The following is a 14,509-nucleotide window of genomic DNA, read 5'->3' as shown; positions in this document are numbered from 1 at the left end:
GTACGCAGTGACCAGTCTGGCTGAACGCGTCGATCTCGTCATCGGGGTCGACACCCACAAGCACACCCACACCGCCGCGGTCGTGGACGCGACCACTGGCGGCACGCTCAGCGAGTTGACCGTCAGCACCGATCCGGGTGGCTATGGCGAGCTGCTGACCTGGGTCGGCGCGATCCGTGGTGGCTCGCGGGTCTGGGCGTTGGAAGGTGGCGGCGGCTACGGCGCCGGTCTGGCCCGGTTCCTCGGGTCGGGCGGTGAGCAGGTCGTGGAGCTGGACCGCCCGAAGCGAGCCGCCCGACGTCATGGCGCGAAGTCCGACTCCCTGGACGCGGTCCGCGCCGCACGCGAGGCCCTGGCCCGCGAGCACCTCGCGCGGATCAAGGACGACGGTCCTCGCGCCGAGCTCGCCGTTCTCATGGCGGCCCGCCGCTCGGGGGTCGAGGCCGCGACCCTGGCTCAGCGCCAGCTGCTCGCTCTGGTCACCGCGGCGCCAGAGGAGCTGCGCGCCGTGCTGCGCGGGGCGAACACGACCGTGACGGTCCAGACCGCCGCCCGGTTGCGGACCCGATCGGCCTGGGACCGTCAGACGGTGACCACCGCGAACGTCCTGCGGACCCTGGCGCGCCGGGTCCTGACCCTGCAGGACGAGGCCCGCGACCACGAGACCGCGATCGGTGAGATCGTGCGCTCGTGGCGGCCCGACCTGCTGACCCAGCCCGGGATCGGAGCCCTCACCGCCGCCCAGGTCCTGATCGCCTGGTCCCACCCGGGACGGATCCGCTCCGAGGCCGCGTTCGCGATGCTCGCCGGGACCGCCCCGATCCCCGCGTCCTCAGGCATGACGATCCGGCATCGGCTGAACCGTTCCGGGGACCGCCAGCTCAACCGCGCGCTGCACGTCATCGCCCTGTCTCGCGCCCGCTACGACCAGCGCACCCGCGACTACATCGACCGCCGCCGCGCCCAGGGCAAGACCGACCGCGAGATCCGCCGCTGCCTCAAGCGCTACATCGCCCGCGACCTGTTCCGCCAACTCGAACACGGCCCACTCCCGGCTTGACGAACCATAGGAGCGTCCCGACCCGGTCCGCGCGCGGGGTCGGCGCTGGGTCGCGCAGAGTCGCGCCGAGTGGAAGGTTCGGACGGACACGCCGACGGCGTGTCCGTCCGAACCTTCCACTGCGTCGCGGACGCGGGTGCGGGGGTCCGGTCCGCGGAACCGCGTCCCGGCGGGTGCCCGCGGCGGGGGAGAATGCGCGGGTGAGTGCCGCCGCGCTGTCCGACCGCCGCCTGCTGCCCGAGGTCCACCGCGTGGTGGTGAAGGTCGGCTCGTCCTCGCTCACGGACGACGACGGCCGCCTCGACCCGGCGCGGCTCCGTTCCCTGGTGGACGTCCTCGCCGCCCGGGTGACCGCGGGGCACCAGGTCGTCCTCGTGTCCTCGGGTGCCATCGCCACCGGCATGGATCCCCTCGGGCTCGCGCGCCGTCCCCGCGACCTCGCCACGCAGCAGGCCGCCGCGTCCGTCGGCCAGGGGCTGCTGGTCGCGCACTACACCCGGGCGTTCCACGAGCACGGGCTGCGGGTCGGCCAGGTGCTGCTGACCGCCGAGGACACCATGCGGCGCGGGCAGTACCGCAACGCCCAGCGCGCCCTGGACCGGCTGCTGGACCTCGGCATCGTCCCGATCGTCAACGAGAACGACACGGTCGCCACCGACGAGATCCGGTTCGGCGACAACGACCGGCTCGCCGCCCTGGTGTCGCACCTGGTGCACGCCGACGCGATGGTGCTGCTCACCGACGTCGACGGCCTGTACACCGGCCCGCCGAACCGCCCCGGGTCGCGCCGGATCACCGAGGTGCGCGGGCCGCGGGACCTGGAGGGCGTGGACGTCTCCGCGCGCGGCAGCCGGGTCGGCACGGGCGGCATGGTCACCAAGCTCGAGTCGGTGGCGATCGCGACGGCGTCGGGCATCCCCGTCGTGCTGACGTCCGCCGCGCAGGTCGCGCCCGCGCTGGACGGGGCCGAGGTCGGCACCTGGTTCGCGGCCACCGGCCGGCGCACCTCGACGCGGCTGCTGTGGCTCGCGTACGCGGCCCGGACGCACGGCCGGCTGGTGCTGGACGACGGCGCCGTGCGCGCGGTCATCGAGCGCGGGAAGTCGCTGCTGCCGGCGGGCGTCGTGGCGGTCGAGGGGGAGTTCGAGGCCGGCGACCCCGTGGAGCTCGCGGCGGCCGACGGGACCGTCGTGGCGCGGGGGCTCGTCGGGTACTCCTCGCAGGAGGCCCCCGACCTGCTCGGCCGCTCCACCCAGGACCTGCGCGCCGACCTGGGGGAGGGCTACGACCGCGAGCTCGTGCACCGCGACGACCTGGTCCTGGTCCGCCGCCGCCGCTGAGGCGCCGGGCCGGCCCCGGGCGGGGTCGCCGGCGCGCCGGGTGGCGCCCGCGAGAGCGCCCGTGTGACGCCCGGGGTGCACCCGCAGGGAGCGTCCTCGTCCGCGTGCGTGCACCCTCGCGGGGCGGGCGCGCCGACGGGACTACGCTGGTCCGATGACCACCTCCCTCGATGCGCCGGTCGCGGGCGCGGGCACGGCGCCGGACGGCGACGTCACCGAGCACGTGCTCGCCGTGGCGCGCCGCGCGCAGGTCGCCTCCCGCGCGCTCTCCGTAGCGACCCGCGGCACCAAGGACGCGGCGCTGCAGGCGCTCGCCGACGCCCTGGTCGCCGGTGCGGAGCCGATCGTCGCCGCGAACGCCGAGGACGTGGCGCGCGGCCGGGCGGACGGCACCTCGCCCGGGCTGCTGGACCGGCTGACGCTCACCCCCGAGCGGATCGGCGCGATCGCCGACGCCCTGCGCGAGGTCGCGGCGCTGCCCGACCCGGTGGGCGAGGTCGTGCGGGGCTCGACGCTGCCGAACGGGCTGCGGATGCGCCAGGTCCGGGTGCCCATGGGCGTCGTCGGGATGATCTACGAGGCCCGGCCCAACGTCACGGTCGACGCGGTCGGGCTCAGCCTGAAGAGCGGCAACGCGGTGATCCTCCGCGGCGGATCGGCGGCCGCGCGCAGCAACGCGGTGATCGTGGACGTGCTGCGCGCCGCGCTCGAGGCCCAGGGGCTGCCGGCCGACCTCGTGCAGTCGATCGACGCGTACGGCCGGGCCGGCGGCGTCGCCCTCATGCACGCCCGCGGGCTCGTCGACGTCCTCGTGCCGCGCGGCGGCGCCGACCTCATCCGCACCGTCGTGCGGGAGGCCACGGTCCCCGTCATCGAGACCGGCGTCGGCAACGTGCACGTGTACGTGGACGCCACCGCCGACCCCGCGATGGCGCTGCCGATCCTGCTCAACGCGAAGACCCAGCGGGTCGGGGTGTGCAACGCCGCCGAGACGCTGCTCGTGCACCGCGACGCCGCGGCCGGGTTCCTGCCGTCGGCCCTCGTCGCGCTCGCCGACGCCGGGGTCACCGTGCACGGCGACGCGGCGACCGCCGACCTCGCACCCGAGGGCGTCGCGGTCGTGCCCGCGACCGACGAGGACTGGGCGACCGAGTACCTGTCGCTCGACCTTGCCGTCCGCGTCGTCGACGACCTGGACGCGGCGCTCGAGCACATCCGCACCTGGTCGTCCGGCCACACCGAGGCGATCGTCACGCGGGACCTCGCCGCGTCGGAGCGGTTCGTCGCCGAGGTGGACTCCGCGGCGGTCATGGTGAACGCCTCGACGCGGTTCACCGACGGCGGCCAGCTCGGCCTCGGCGCGGAGATCGGCATCTCCACCCAGAAGCTGCACGCCCGGGGCCCGATGGGCCTCGGCGAGCTCACCACGACCAAGTGGGTGGTGCACGGCGACGGGCACGTGCGTCCCTGACGTCGGCACCGCCGGACGTGCGACACTGGACCCTCACTTCGACCCCTCCCGGGAGGACCACGTGAACGCTGCGCTGCGCGCCGCCGAGGCCGCCGCCGAGCACACCACCGAGCTGCCGTTCTCGCCCGTGGTGTTCGGCATCGCCGGCTTCGGCGCCCTGATCGCCCTGCTGCTCGTGACGTACGCCTTCCGGAGCGTCGGCACGCGCCACGACTGAGCGCAGCACAGGGGACCCGCATCCGATGACGCAGCGACGAGCCCGGCTCGGGGTGATGGGCGGCACGTTCGACCCCATCCACCACGGCCACCTCGTCGCCGCCAGCGAGGTCGCCGCGCAGTACGACCTGGACGAGGTCGTGTTCGTGCCCACCGGCGCGCCCTCGTTCAAGCAGGACGTCGACGTGACCCCGGCCGAGCACCGGTACCTCATGACCGTCATCGCGACGGCGTCCAACCCCCGCTTCACCGTGAGCCGCGTCGACATCGACCGGCCCGGCCTGACGTACACCGTCGACACCCTCCGGGACCTCGCGCACGAGCGCCCCGACGCCGACCTGTACTTCATCACCGGCGCCGACGCGATCGAGCAGATCCTCACGTGGAAGGACTCCCCGGAGCTCTTCCAGCGCGCGCAGTTCGTCGCGGTCACCCGGCCCGGCCACACGCTGTCCGTCGACGGGCTGCCCGCGGACCGCGTGAGCCAGTGGGAGATCCCCGCGCTCGCCATCTCGTCCACCGACGTGCGCGCCCGCGCGCGCACCGGCAAGCCCGTCTGGTACCTCGTGCCCGACGGCGTCGTCCAGTACATCGCCAAGCACGGTCTGTACCGAGGAAGTCAGTCATGAGCACACCCGGCACGCCGCTGACCCGTCGGGAGCTGCGGGAGCGCGAGGCCGCCCGGCTCGCGGCCGCCGAGCGGGCGGCCGGCGCGTCGTCCGCCGGTGCGCCCTCCGCAGGAGCGGCCGCCGGTGGCCCGCAGGGCGCCGCGCCGCAGCGTCCCGCAGCGTCGGCCGGCGCGGCGCGGGCGGCCGCCGCCTCCGGGACGCCCGCGCCCCCGGCCGGGCCCGCCGGGTCCGCCGCCGGCGCCGGACCTGCCACCGCCGGCACCGCCGCGGTCGCCTCCCGCCGGGCCCTGCGCAACCAGCCCGTGTCCGCGGTCGGCCCCGACGGCCGGCCGGGCGGGGCGACCCCGTACCAGGTGCCCGGGCTCCAGCCCGACGCCCCGGCCCGGACCCGCCGCTCGATCCGCACCACCGCGCCCGAGGCCCCCGCCGCCGAGGCGTGGGACACCCGTGCCGCCGAGGCGACGCGGCCGTCCGGGCCCGCGACGCGCTCCGCCGCGCGCCAGGCGCCCGCCCCGGCCGCCGGGACGCGCCCGGAGCCCGGGACCGTCCGGCCCGCTGCAGCACCCCGGGCGTCCGCCGAGGCGCCGGCCCGCCCGGGGGTCCCGGGGCAGGCCGGCCCCGCCGGAGCCGGTCCGGACGCGCCCGCGCGTGGCTCGGCTGTCGAGCGTGCCCGCCGCGCCGCGCCCGACGCCGCCGGTGCGGGTGCCGCGGGTGCCGGTGCGGCGGCCGCCACGCGCCGTCCCGCGGCCGCCCCCGCCGCCCCCGAGTCGCGCGGCCCCGGCGTCCCGGGCGCGCGGCAGTGGTCGCCGGCGTCGCCCGCCGCGCCCGCGTCGACCTCGACCCCCGCGTCGACCTCGACCCCCGCGTCGCCCGCGGCCCCCCGTCCCGGCGCGACGTCCTGGGCCCCGGGCGGCTCCTGGTCGCCGGTGCCCGCGGCGGGCGCCCCGGGCCGGCCCGCGAGCAGCAGCCCTCCGGCGTCGTCGGCCCCGGCCGCGCCCGCCACCCCCGCCCGCGGCTCGAACGGCACCGCCGCGCCCGCCCCGGCGGCGGCGCCCGCCCGCCCGGCCCCGGCCCCGGCGCGCGCCCCCGACGCGGACGACGAGGACGTGCCGGTCCCGCAGTGGCAGAGCCTGCTCAAGGCCATGGCCCCCGCCCCGGTCCCGGAGACCGAGGCGGAGCAGACGGACCCGACCGGCCGGATGCTCGACGGGGCCCGGCCGGAGCAGCACGACGAGACCGAGCAGCCCGAGCGGATCCGCCGACCGCTGCCGTACACCTGGTTGCAGTGGATCATCCTGGCGGTCGTGGCCTTCGTGCTCGGCTTCCTGGTGATCTTCGTGGCCAACACCGCCACGAACGGCGAGGGCCCCGATGTCCCCGCCGTGGCGTCCGCGGCACTCGGTGCCGCACCCGCACCCTGACCCCGAACGACCCACCCCCGAGGAGACCCGTGTCGGCATCCGACCGCGCCGTCGAGCTCACCGTGGCGGCCGCCCGTGCCGCCGCCGACCTCAAGGCCCAGGAGATCATCGCCCTCGACGTGAGCGGCCAGCTCGTCCTCACGGACGCGTTCGTCATCGCGTCCGGCACCAACGAGCGGCAGGTCGGCGCGATCGTCGACGCCGTCGAGGAGTCGCTGCACGAGCTCGGCGCCAAGCCGCTGCGCCGCGAGGGCAAGTCCGAGGGCCGCTGGGTCCTCATCGACTTCGGCGAGATCGTCGTGCACGTCCAGCACGCCGAGGACCGCACCTACTACGCCCTCGAGCGCCTGTGGAAGGACTGCCCGGTCATCGAGCTGCCCGCCGACGTCCACGGGACGTCCGAGGCGGGGGAGTGACCGCCGGGCGCGTCGTCCTCTGGCGGCACGGGCGCACCGCGCACAACGCCGGCGCGCGCCTGCAGGGCCAGTCGGACATCCCGCTGGACGACGTGGGCGTGTGGCAGGCGGAGACCGCCGCCGCCGCGCTGGCCAGCCGGTACCGCCCGACCCGGATCGTCGCGTCCGACCTGGGCCGCGCCCACGCGACCGCGCAGGCGCTCGCCGACCGGACGGGGCTGCCCGTGCACACCGACGCGCGCGTGCGCGAGCGCTCGTTCGGCGAGTGGGAGGGCATGACGTCGGCGGAGATCGCCGAGCGCTGGCCCGAGCAGCACGCCGCGTGGGTCGCCGGTCGCGAGCCGGAGCGCGTGGGCGCCGAGTCCCGCGCCGACGTGCTGACCCGCATGGTCGACGCCGTCACCGCGGAGGCGGCCGCGCTCGAGCGGGACGACACCCTCGTGGTCGTCTCGCACGGGGCCGCGATCAGCCTCGCCCTCGTGGGCCTGCTCGGCCTGCCGTCGGAGTGGCGCGGTGTCTCCGGCATGTCGAACGCCCACTGGTGCGAGGTCCAGCCGGGCCGCCCCGGCTCCACGCCCGGGTGGCGCCTGGAGGCCCTGAACGTCGGTCCGGTGCACGCGTCCTCGGACTGGAACGCGGGGCCGGACCGGCCGGAGCGGACCATGGACGAGGAGGTGCGGGACCCCGCCTGACCTGCCGATTCGCGTCCGGGCGACGCGTCGAGTAGAGTTCAGGTCGCCCGCTCAGCGGGAGGTGAGACGGCCGAAGGCCTGATCACGGGGCTGTGGCGCAGCTGGTAGCGCACCTGCATGGCATGCAGGGGGTCAGGGGTTCGAGTCCCCTCAGCTCCACATCGGAAGCGGCCGAGAGCATCAGCTCTCGGCCGCTTCGTCGTCGTGCGTGAGCACCCGGTCGGGTCGCTGAGCAGTCCCCGGCGGCTGCCACGCCGGTCGCCGGCGGCTGCGTCGTCGCCCGGGGTGCCCGGGCCCGGCTCGCCGCCGCCCGCGAGCCGCTCCGGGGTGCCGTGTCGGTGGCCGGGTCTACGGTCCGAGCACCAGGGACCACCCGAGCGAGGAGGCACCATGACGGACGGCAGCACGCAGGGACGCGGCACGGACCGCGAGCCGGTGCCCTGGGCAGCGCCGGACGCCGGTGACGAGGTGGCGACGCTGCTCGGCGCGCTCGAGGCGCAGCGGGCGACGTTCGCGTGGAAGGTCGCGGGCCTGGACCACGACGCGCTCACCACCCGCGTCGCGGCGTCCTCGATCACCCTCGGTGGCCTCGTGAAGCACCTGGCGTTGGTCGAGGTGCTCTGGTTCTGCACCAGCCTGGTCGGGGAGCGACCGGGGGAGCCGTGGGAGTCGGTGGACTGGGACGCCTCGCCGGAGTGGCCGTGGACGTCCGCGGCCGACGACGAGCCCGAGGAGCTCTACGCCCTCTGGCGGACGTCCGTCGAGCGGGCGCGGGTGGGGGTCGCGGCGGCGCTCGCGGACGGCGGGCTCGACCACCTGACGGTCTGGTCGCCCGACGAGGACGCGCCGAGGGTCAGCCTGCGCCGGGTGCTCGCGGACCTGATCCAGGAGTACGCGCGGCACACCGGCCACGCGGACCTGTACCGGGAGGCGATCGACGGGCTCGTCGGCCAGGACCCCGAGGTGCCGCCCGACCTGTACCCGGTGCCGGCATCGGGGCGGCCGGGCCCGAGCGGGTGACGGGCGAGGGGTGCCGCCGTCAGGCGCGGTACGGGTCGTCCCCGCTCCGCAACGCCGGCGGCTCCGGCGGGGGTGCGATCGTGCCCGCCGGCAACCACGCCGTGGCGGGGAGGTAGCCGGCGACCGGGTGGTCCGCAGGGTCCGGTCGCCCGAGGACCGCCCGCCGGACCTCGACGGCCGCGACCGCCCGGGTGCGGCCCGTGACGACGGCGCGCCGGGCCGCCACGAGCACGGGCAGCAGGACGGCCGCGCCGAGGGCCAGCGGCAGCGCGCCGGCGGTCACGCCGCCGGGCCAGAGCACGAGCATCGCGGCGAGCGCCGCCGTCGTCGCGCCGACCCGCCACCAGCCGTGCCCGTCGAGGGGCACGACCACCCGGGCGGGCTGGGGCTCCGGCTGCCAGCGGTGGAGGCGCGCCGTGGCTGCCCGGGCGAGGAGGAGGCCGACCGCCGCGGCGAGGACCACCGCGAGCAGGGCCGCGGCCCGCGCGGGGGTGCTGATCGGCGCGCTCGTCACCGACACCCCCGGGACGCCTTTGCGCTCGAGGCTCAACCGCGCCGGCGCGACCGCCACCAGCAGCAGCCCCAGGCCGAGGGCGGACGCCGCGACGGCGACCGCAGCGGTCAGCGCCGACCTGGCGGCGACGCGGGGCCGGGAGACCAGCGCGTGGATCCGGGCGGTCGGGGTCACGATGTCGCCGGGCTGCAGCGTGAGGTGGACGGCGATCGCCCGGCCGACCTGGCGCCGGCTCCACAGCCCCGTCGCGAGCAGCACCACGGGCACGACGATCCCGAAGAAGCTGTCGGGTAGCCCGGCTCCGCCGAGCGCGGGGACCAGGACGAACGCCATCGGGATCGCCGCCCCCACCAGCATGCGGCGCGCCTGGTACATGCTCCCGGCGATGTCGTCCGCCACCCAGTCCCGGTACCGCGGGGCGAGCCGCCGCTCGAACAGCGCGTACCCCAGCCAGGCCAGCGGCGGCGGGTGCTCGCGCCACCGGGTCGCCCACCCCGCGCGGACGAGCCCGAGCCCGGAGCGCAGGTCGAGCCGGCGGGTGCCGGGTGCCGCGAGGTCCGCGAGCAGGTCGGTGACCTCGGCCGCGCGGGCCGTGCGCCAGCGGCGCGGGTACGCGCGGAGCCACCAGGCGACGGAACGGGCGAAGGTGTCGTCGGTCATCACGCCATCCCGATCTGGGGCCGGCGCACGCCGCCGAGCCGCCGGTCGGCCCGGGCGGCGAGGGCGCGCATGCGGGCGGTCTCCGCGGCGAGCGCGTCCAGGCCCTCCGGGGTGAGGCGGTAGTACCGGCGCAGACGGCCGTCGACGACCACCTCGCCGGAGGCCTCCGCGTACCCGGCCGCGACGAGGCGGTCGAGGATGCCGTACAGCGTCCCGGCGCCGAGGCGGACGGCGCCGTCGGAGAGGTCGCGGACCTCCTGCACGACGCCGTAGCCGTGCCGGGGCTCGTCGGCGAGGGCGAGCAGCACCAGGTACACCTGCTCGGTCATCCGGATGGGCATGGACGATATATATCGCGCGGCGATGCATAGGCGCAAGGCGCGGTGCCGTGGCCGCGTCCCGGCGGGCCCGGTGTCCTCTAGCCCGTCGCGAGGGGAAGGAGGCGGCGCAGGTACGCGCGCATGCCGGGGTCGCAGGCGTACACGTACGTGCCCCGCATGCCGCGCGTCAGCAGCACCGCGTAGATGTTGCAGACCAGCTCGAGGAGGTCCTCGTCGGTGTAGACCTTCTGGAGGACCGGGTTGTTCTCCTTGCCCTTGCGGTCGTGGTAGCTCGCGCGGTCGAACACCATCCGGCCGCGTCCCACGTCGAACCGCAGGTCCGGCCCGATGATGACGCCGGTGTAGTTGAGGTCGTAGCCCTGGACGGTGTGCACGGAACCCACCTCGTGCACCGAGCCCGGCGAGCTGATCCAGTCCGTCGCGGTGCGGTTCCACTGCAGCTCGATGCCGTCGATGCGGATGTCGGCAGCAGACGGGTCCCGCCGCGAGCGCCAGGGCCAGGCGTAGCCGGCGACCAGGCGGGCGAGGCCGTGCTCCGAGTCGCGCTGGGCGAGGCGTGCGCGGAGCGCGCCGAGGTCCTCGAACAGCGCGAGCTCGTACCCCGGGAACGTCCGGGGGGCCAGGTCCGGATCCGGGCGCGGCGCGAGCATCCGCCGGACGTGGTCGACGTAGTCCGCACCTCCAGCCACCCGCATCTGCGATCGCAGCGTGAACCGGCGGTCCCGGGGCGTCCGCTCGACCAGCCCGGCGAGGGTCGCGGTCGGGAGGTCGGCGGGACGGACCCGCTGGGCCGAGTCCAGCAGGAAGATGCGGTGCCGGCTCTTCTCCCGGATCCAGTCGAGCTGGGTGCGGTCGACGTCGTCCGCGCCGAACAGCCGCTCGGTGATGTCCCGGTACTTCGTGTTCAGGACGCCGCTCGCCTGGTTCGCGCGCTGGGTGAGCCGGTGGGTCTCGTCCACGATCAGGAGGTCGAACTGCTCCGCGGCGTCCCCGACCTCGAACGGGGTCAGGACCATCGACGGGTGGAGTCCGGGCGTCTTCGCGAACACCTTCTGGATGGTGCTGCGCAGCGACTGCTGGGGCACGACCAGCGCGATGCGCAGTCCTCGCAGCCGCTCGGCGTTGTCGGCGGTGAAGTGCTCGGCGAACACGGAGTCCGTGACCACCTCCCCGGGGTCGGCCGCGGCGATGTCGCGGAGCAGCTTCAGCAGGTAGATCGCCACGACCGTCTTGCCCGTCCCCGGGTCGCCGCTCACGACCGACGTGGTCTCGCGGTCGCTGCCGAGGTCGGTCAGCAGCCCCTCGACGATGTCCTCGAGCGCGATCGCCTGGTCCGGCGTCAACGCCTTGAACGGGGAGAGCTTGAACAGGTCGCTGTTCTCGATCTCCGCGACCGTGTGGTCGAACACGCCGGCGGCGCGCAGCTCGTCCACGATCTCCGCGAACGCCGTCCGGTACGCCTCGCGGTCGAAGTAGTCGGCGTCCGTCACGCCGTCGTTCCGGTTGAGCACCCGGTACCGGCCGTCACCGGCGAACAAGCGGATCAGGTACGACTCCAGGTCGAGGCACGCGGACTTGTTGAACCGCTCGTGCACGATCACGCGCGCCTCGCGCAGGTGCTGCTTGGCCGTCGAGTCGCGGTGCTGCTTCATCCGCGCGGCGACGTTGCGCGACTCGCCGACGTAGACCTCGCGCGTGTCGTTCAGCGTGTAGACGACCGGCCAGTTCGCGAACCGGGGGTCGAGTCCGGGCAGCAGGGCGACGTGGTCGTTGCGGAACGGGAAGTGCCGGACCCTAGAGCTCGTCATACTTCGTGCTCCGGCCGCGGGCCTTCTCGACCGGGTACTTCGCGCGCGTCGCGGCGAGCTTCGCCAGCACGAGCTCGTCGGCGTCCGCTCCCAGGCGGTCGGCGAGCAGGTAGCAGTAGGTGAGGACGTCGGCGAGCTCCTCGCCGACGCGTGCGGGATCGAGGTCCCCGCCCCACTGGAAGCACTCGAGCAGCTCGCCCGCCTCGATGCTGATGCTCTTCGCGAGGTTCTCGGGCGTGTGGAACTGCGCCCAGTCGCGCTCGGCGACGAACGCGCGCAGGGTGTCCACGACCTCCTGATCAGGCATGCCGTCACCGTACCGGCACGCCCGGCTGCGCCGAGAGAGGACGGGCCGGCCGAGATGGGACCGGCCAGCGCCCTATCTCGGCGCGGGGGTCCGACCTCGGCGCCGGTGGCTGCCGCGGGGGTGCCCGACCCGGGGGCGGGCGGCGGGCCCGGGGGCGGGCGCCGGGTCGGGTGGACCCCGGGCGCGCGGGCGGACAGGATGGCCCGCATGACCGAGACCGTCGCCGTGACCGGCGCCCTGGGCAAGGTGGGCCGGGCCGTCGTGCAGGACCTCCTCGAGCACGGCTACGCCGTGCACGCCACCGACGCGCAGGGGCCGTTCGGCGAGCGCGCCGGACTCGGTGTCGACGTGATGCGCGCCGACCTCACCGACTACGGGCAGGCCGTCGAGGCGCTCGGCGGCTGCTCGGCCGTCGTGCACCTGGCGAACATCCCGCAGCCCGGCATGGAGTCCGCCCCGGACACCTTCAACCGGAACATGGCCGCCAACGCGAACGTGTTCCTCGCGGCGCAGCGGCTGGGGCTGCGGAAGGTCGCGTGGGCGTCGAGCGAGACGACGCTGGGCCTGCCGTTCGACGTGCCGCCGCGGTACGCGCCTGTCGACGAGGCGCACTTCCCGTACCCGACGTCGACGTACGCGCTGTCCAAGGTGCTCAGCGAGGACCTGGCGGCCCAGGTCGCCCAGTGGTCGGGCATCCCGTTCGTCGGGCTGCGGCTGTCGAACGTGTTCCCGCGGGAGGCGTACGCGCGGGTGCGGTCGTACCACGGGGACCCGGCGCTGCGCCGGTGGAACCTGTGGGGCTACATCGACGCCCGGGACGCGGCGACGGCGTTCCGGCTGGCGCTCGAGGCGGAGACGACCGGGTCGCAGAACGTCATCATCGCGGCGGCGGACACGATCATGGACACCCCGTCGGCCGACCTGCTGGCCGCGGAGTTCCCGGGCGTCGAGGTGCGGCGGGACCTGGGGGAGTTCGAGACGCTGCTGGCGATCGACGCCGCGCGGGAGCTCCTCGGGTTCGAGCCGCGGCACTCGTGGCGGGACGAGGTGCCGCCGGCGGACCCCGCGCGCGCCTAGCATCGGGTCCGTGCCCACGCCTGACTTCGTCCTCGACCTGCGCGAGAAGATCGGCCACGACCTGCTCTGGCTCTCCGGGGTGAGTGCCGTCGTGCTGCGCCCCGGCCCGGACGGCACCGAGGAGGTGCTGCTGGTCCGCCGCGCCGACAACGGGGCGTGGACGCCGGTCACCGGGATCATCGACCCCGGCGAGGAGCCGGCGGTCGCCGGGGCGCGTGAGGTGCTGGAGGAGACCGAGGTCGTCGCCGTGGCCGAGCGCCTGGCGTGGGTGCACTCCCTGCCGCCGATGACCTACGCGAACGGGGACCGCTCGCAGTACCTCGACCTGACGTTCCGGTTCCGCTGGGTGTCGGGGGAGCCGGGGCCGGGCGACGGGGAGAACTCCGAGGCGCGCTGGTTCGGCGTCGACGCCCTGCCGGAGATGTCGGCGGAGATGCACGCCCGGATCGCGCACGCGCTCGCGGGCGAGGAGGCGACGCGCTTCACGGCGTGACGGGCGCGTCCCGGGGCGCCCGGCGCCCGGACCGGCGGGACGCCTTGGCGGCGTAGAGCGCGACGTCCGCGCGGTCCAGCAGGTCCCGGGTGGTGTCCGTCCGTCCGGCGACCGCGATCCCGGCGCTCCACGGCTGGGCGCACCCGGCGCGGGCCCCGGCTACCCAGCGCTCCGCCGCTGCCCGGTCGCGGCCGGGCAGCACGACGACGAACTCGTCCCCGCCGACCCGGCCGATGCAGGCGCGGGGGCCGAGGGACGCCCGCCAGGACGTGACGAGCGACGCGAGCACCTCGTCGCCGGCGAGGTGGCCGCGGGTGTCGTTGACGGTCTTGAAGTCGTCGACGTCCGCCGAGACGACGGCCAGCGCGGTGCCGGTGCGCTGGGCGTCCTGCAGGTGCCCGGCGAGCCGCTGGAGCAGCGCGCCGCGGGTCAGCGCCCCGGTGAGGTCGTCGGTGGTCGCGTGCTGCCGGAGCCGGTTCGTGACGTAGCCGAGCAGGGACGTGCTCGCGACGGCCATGATCGTCACGACGGCCCAGGTCATCGCGTGGAACGGCAGCGGCGCGGCCACCATGCCGTAGGTCATGACGGCCAGCGCCAGGCCGAGCAGCAGGGCGGCGTCCCGCGCGGGGAACGCGTACGCCGCGAGCTGCGCCGCCGTGATGACGCCGAGCGAGAGCACGACGAGCCCCTCGGCCGTGACGCAGGACGCGAGCAGCACGCCCGCCCCGAGCAGCCCGACCGCGAGGGTCACCGGCATCGTCCACGGCCGCCGGGGGAGGACCGGGGTCAGCGCGGCGAGCGCGGCCAGGAGGCCCGCGACGGCGAACCAGCGGCCGACGGGGGCGTCCGGCCCGAACGGCCACAGGCCGCCGCCGACGACGAGCAGCGACATCAGGGCGAGGCCGATCGCCAGGTGGCCCCGGGTCGCGAAGAGCCGGGGCGCGAGCGCGTCCGACGGTCCCATGCCGGTGTTGTCGGCACGCGGGGGCGCGGACGTGACCCGCCGTGCGGGTGACCCGCCGGCCGGGGGCGGCCGCCGGTAGG

General features: G+C 75.9%; 16 protein-coding genes and 1 tRNA gene. 12 read left to right on the top strand and 5 right to left on the bottom strand.

Going from position 1 to position 14,509, the window contains the following annotated elements; all coding sequences use genetic code 11:
• The first annotated feature begins 7 nt into the window (after positions 1-7).
• The 10 genes from HNR08_RS01585 (at position 8) to HNR08_RS01540 (ending at position 8,265) form a co-directional block, all read left to right on the top strand.
• Positions 8-1,060 (top strand): IS110 family RNA-guided transposase, encoded by a 1,053-nt coding sequence (locus HNR08_RS01585; RefSeq protein WP_183834741.1) that lies wholly within the window; start codon positions 8-10, stop codon positions 1,058-1,060.
• Between the two features lie 200 nt (positions 1,061-1,260).
• Positions 1,261-2,400, top strand: coding sequence for a glutamate 5-kinase (gene proB, locus HNR08_RS01580; RefSeq protein WP_146840643.1), 1,140 nt, complete (start codon positions 1,261-1,263; stop codon positions 2,398-2,400).
• A 154-nt stretch (positions 2,401-2,554) separates the two neighbouring features.
• Complete coding sequence (locus tag HNR08_RS01575) at positions 2,555-3,871, top strand: glutamate-5-semialdehyde dehydrogenase (protein WP_146840644.1); 1,317 nt, start codon at positions 2,555-2,557, stop codon at positions 3,869-3,871.
• A gap of 61 nt (positions 3,872-3,932) precedes the next feature.
• Positions 3,933-4,088 (top strand): hypothetical protein, encoded by a 156-nt coding sequence (locus HNR08_RS01570; protein ID WP_168431980.1) that lies wholly within the window; start codon positions 3,933-3,935, stop codon positions 4,086-4,088.
• A 25-nt stretch (positions 4,089-4,113) separates the two neighbouring features.
• Positions 4,114-4,716: a nicotinate-nucleotide adenylyltransferase gene (gene nadD / locus HNR08_RS01565; protein WP_146840645.1), complete on the top strand. Its 603-nt coding sequence runs from the start codon at positions 4,114-4,116 to the stop codon at positions 4,714-4,716.
• The gene (locus HNR08_RS01560) at positions 4,713-6,137 is read left to right on the top strand and encodes a hypothetical protein (RefSeq protein ID WP_146840646.1); all 1,425 of its coding nucleotides are present in this window, start codon (positions 4,713-4,715) and stop codon (positions 6,135-6,137) included. The genes nadD and HNR08_RS01560 overlap by 4 nt, the downstream gene beginning before the upstream one ends.
• A gap of 29 nt (positions 6,138-6,166) precedes the next feature.
• Positions 6,167-6,553: a ribosome silencing factor gene (gene rsfS / locus HNR08_RS01555; protein WP_146840647.1), complete on the top strand. Its 387-nt coding sequence runs from the start codon at positions 6,167-6,169 to the stop codon at positions 6,551-6,553.
• Complete coding sequence (locus HNR08_RS01550; protein WP_146840648.1) at positions 6,550-7,245, top strand: histidine phosphatase family protein; 696 nt, start codon at positions 6,550-6,552, stop codon at positions 7,243-7,245. The genes rsfS and HNR08_RS01550 overlap by 4 nt, the downstream gene beginning before the upstream one ends.
• Before the next feature lie 86 nt (positions 7,246-7,331).
• Positions 7,332-7,404: transfer RNA gene (locus HNR08_RS01545), tRNA-Ala, on the top strand.
• A 231-nt stretch (positions 7,405-7,635) separates the two neighbouring features.
• Positions 7,636-8,265: a DinB family protein gene (locus HNR08_RS01540; protein ID WP_146840649.1), complete on the top strand. Its 630-nt coding sequence runs from the start codon at positions 7,636-7,638 to the stop codon at positions 8,263-8,265.
• Between the two features lie 19 nt (positions 8,266-8,284).
• On the opposite strand, the gene HNR08_RS01535 is transcribed toward HNR08_RS01540, so the two are convergent.
• From HNR08_RS01535 to HNR08_RS01520, 4 genes are all read right to left on the bottom strand, one after another.
• Positions 8,285-9,439 (bottom strand): DUF5313 family protein, encoded by a 1,155-nt coding sequence (locus HNR08_RS01535; protein WP_146840650.1) that lies wholly within the window; start codon positions 9,437-9,439, stop codon positions 8,285-8,287.
• Complete coding sequence (locus tag HNR08_RS01530) at positions 9,439-9,780, bottom strand: PadR family transcriptional regulator (RefSeq protein WP_210737309.1); 342 nt, start codon at positions 9,778-9,780, stop codon at positions 9,439-9,441. Before HNR08_RS01530 ends, HNR08_RS01535 begins: the two co-directional genes overlap by 1 nt.
• Before the next feature lie 77 nt (positions 9,781-9,857).
• The gene (locus tag HNR08_RS01525) at positions 9,858-11,588 is read right to left on the bottom strand and encodes a DUF2075 domain-containing protein (protein WP_146840651.1); all 1,731 of its coding nucleotides are present in this window, start codon (positions 11,586-11,588) and stop codon (positions 9,858-9,860) included.
• On the bottom strand, positions 11,575-11,895 hold the full coding sequence (locus tag HNR08_RS01520; protein WP_146840652.1) for a nucleotide pyrophosphohydrolase: 321 nt from the start codon (positions 11,893-11,895) through the stop codon (positions 11,575-11,577). The genes HNR08_RS01525 and HNR08_RS01520 overlap by 14 nt, the downstream gene beginning before the upstream one ends.
• A gap of 207 nt (positions 11,896-12,102) precedes the next feature.
• Between HNR08_RS01520 and HNR08_RS01515 the strand changes: the two genes are divergently transcribed.
• Complete coding sequence (locus HNR08_RS01515) at positions 12,103-12,972, top strand: NAD-dependent epimerase/dehydratase family protein (RefSeq protein ID WP_146840653.1); 870 nt, start codon at positions 12,103-12,105, stop codon at positions 12,970-12,972.
• A 10-nt stretch (positions 12,973-12,982) separates the two neighbouring features.
• Positions 12,983-13,465: an NUDIX hydrolase gene (locus HNR08_RS01510; RefSeq protein ID WP_146840654.1), complete on the top strand. Its 483-nt coding sequence runs from the start codon at positions 12,983-12,985 to the stop codon at positions 13,463-13,465.
• Here the strand turns inward: HNR08_RS01510 and HNR08_RS01505 are convergent.
• Positions 13,455-14,429, bottom strand: coding sequence for a GGDEF domain-containing protein (locus HNR08_RS01505; protein WP_183834739.1), 975 nt, complete (start codon positions 14,427-14,429; stop codon positions 13,455-13,457). The two genes, HNR08_RS01510 and HNR08_RS01505, sit on opposite strands and share 11 nt — an antisense overlap.
• Positions 14,430-14,509 lie beyond the last annotated feature (80 nt).

This window comes from Cellulomonas hominis (assembly GCF_014201095.1).
Lineage (GTDB): Bacteria > Actinomycetota > Actinomycetes > Actinomycetales > Cellulomonadaceae > Cellulomonas > Cellulomonas hominis.
Note: the sequence above shows the minus strand (reverse complement) of the source record. Positions and strands in the feature narration are given on the sequence as shown.

Bases quoted from the DNA above. Each gene is read 5' to 3' on its own strand.
- HNR08_RS01575 (WP_146840644.1), top strand. From the start codon at position 2,555: ATGACCACCTCCCTCGATGCGCCGGTCGCGGGCGCGGGCACGGCGCCG.
- HNR08_RS01540 (WP_146840649.1), top strand. From the start codon at position 7,636: ATGACGGACGGCAGCACGCAGGGACGCGGCACGGACCGCGAGCCGGTG.
- HNR08_RS01520 (WP_146840652.1), bottom strand. From the start codon at position 11,895: ATGCCTGATCAGGAGGTCGTGGACACCCTGCGCGCGTTCGTCGCCGAG.
- HNR08_RS01560 (WP_146840646.1), top strand. From the start codon at position 4,713: ATGAGCACACCCGGCACGCCGCTGACCCGTCGGGAGCTGCGGGAGCGC.
- HNR08_RS01535 (WP_146840650.1), bottom strand. From the start codon at position 9,439: ATGACCGACGACACCTTCGCCCGTTCCGTCGCCTGGTGGCTCCGCGCG.
- HNR08_RS01525 (WP_146840651.1), bottom strand. From the start codon at position 11,588: ATGACGAGCTCTAGGGTCCGGCACTTCCCGTTCCGCAACGACCACGTC.
- HNR08_RS01530 (WP_210737309.1), bottom strand. From the start codon at position 9,780: ATGCCCATCCGGATGACCGAGCAGGTGTACCTGGTGCTGCTCGCCCTC.
- nadD (WP_146840645.1), top strand. From the start codon at position 4,114: ATGACGCAGCGACGAGCCCGGCTCGGGGTGATGGGCGGCACGTTCGAC.
- HNR08_RS01505 (WP_183834739.1), bottom strand. From the start codon at position 14,429: ATGGGACCGTCGGACGCGCTCGCGCCCCGGCTCTTCGCGACCCGGGGC.
- HNR08_RS01515 (WP_146840653.1), top strand. From the start codon at position 12,103: ATGACCGAGACCGTCGCCGTGACCGGCGCCCTGGGCAAGGTGGGCCGG.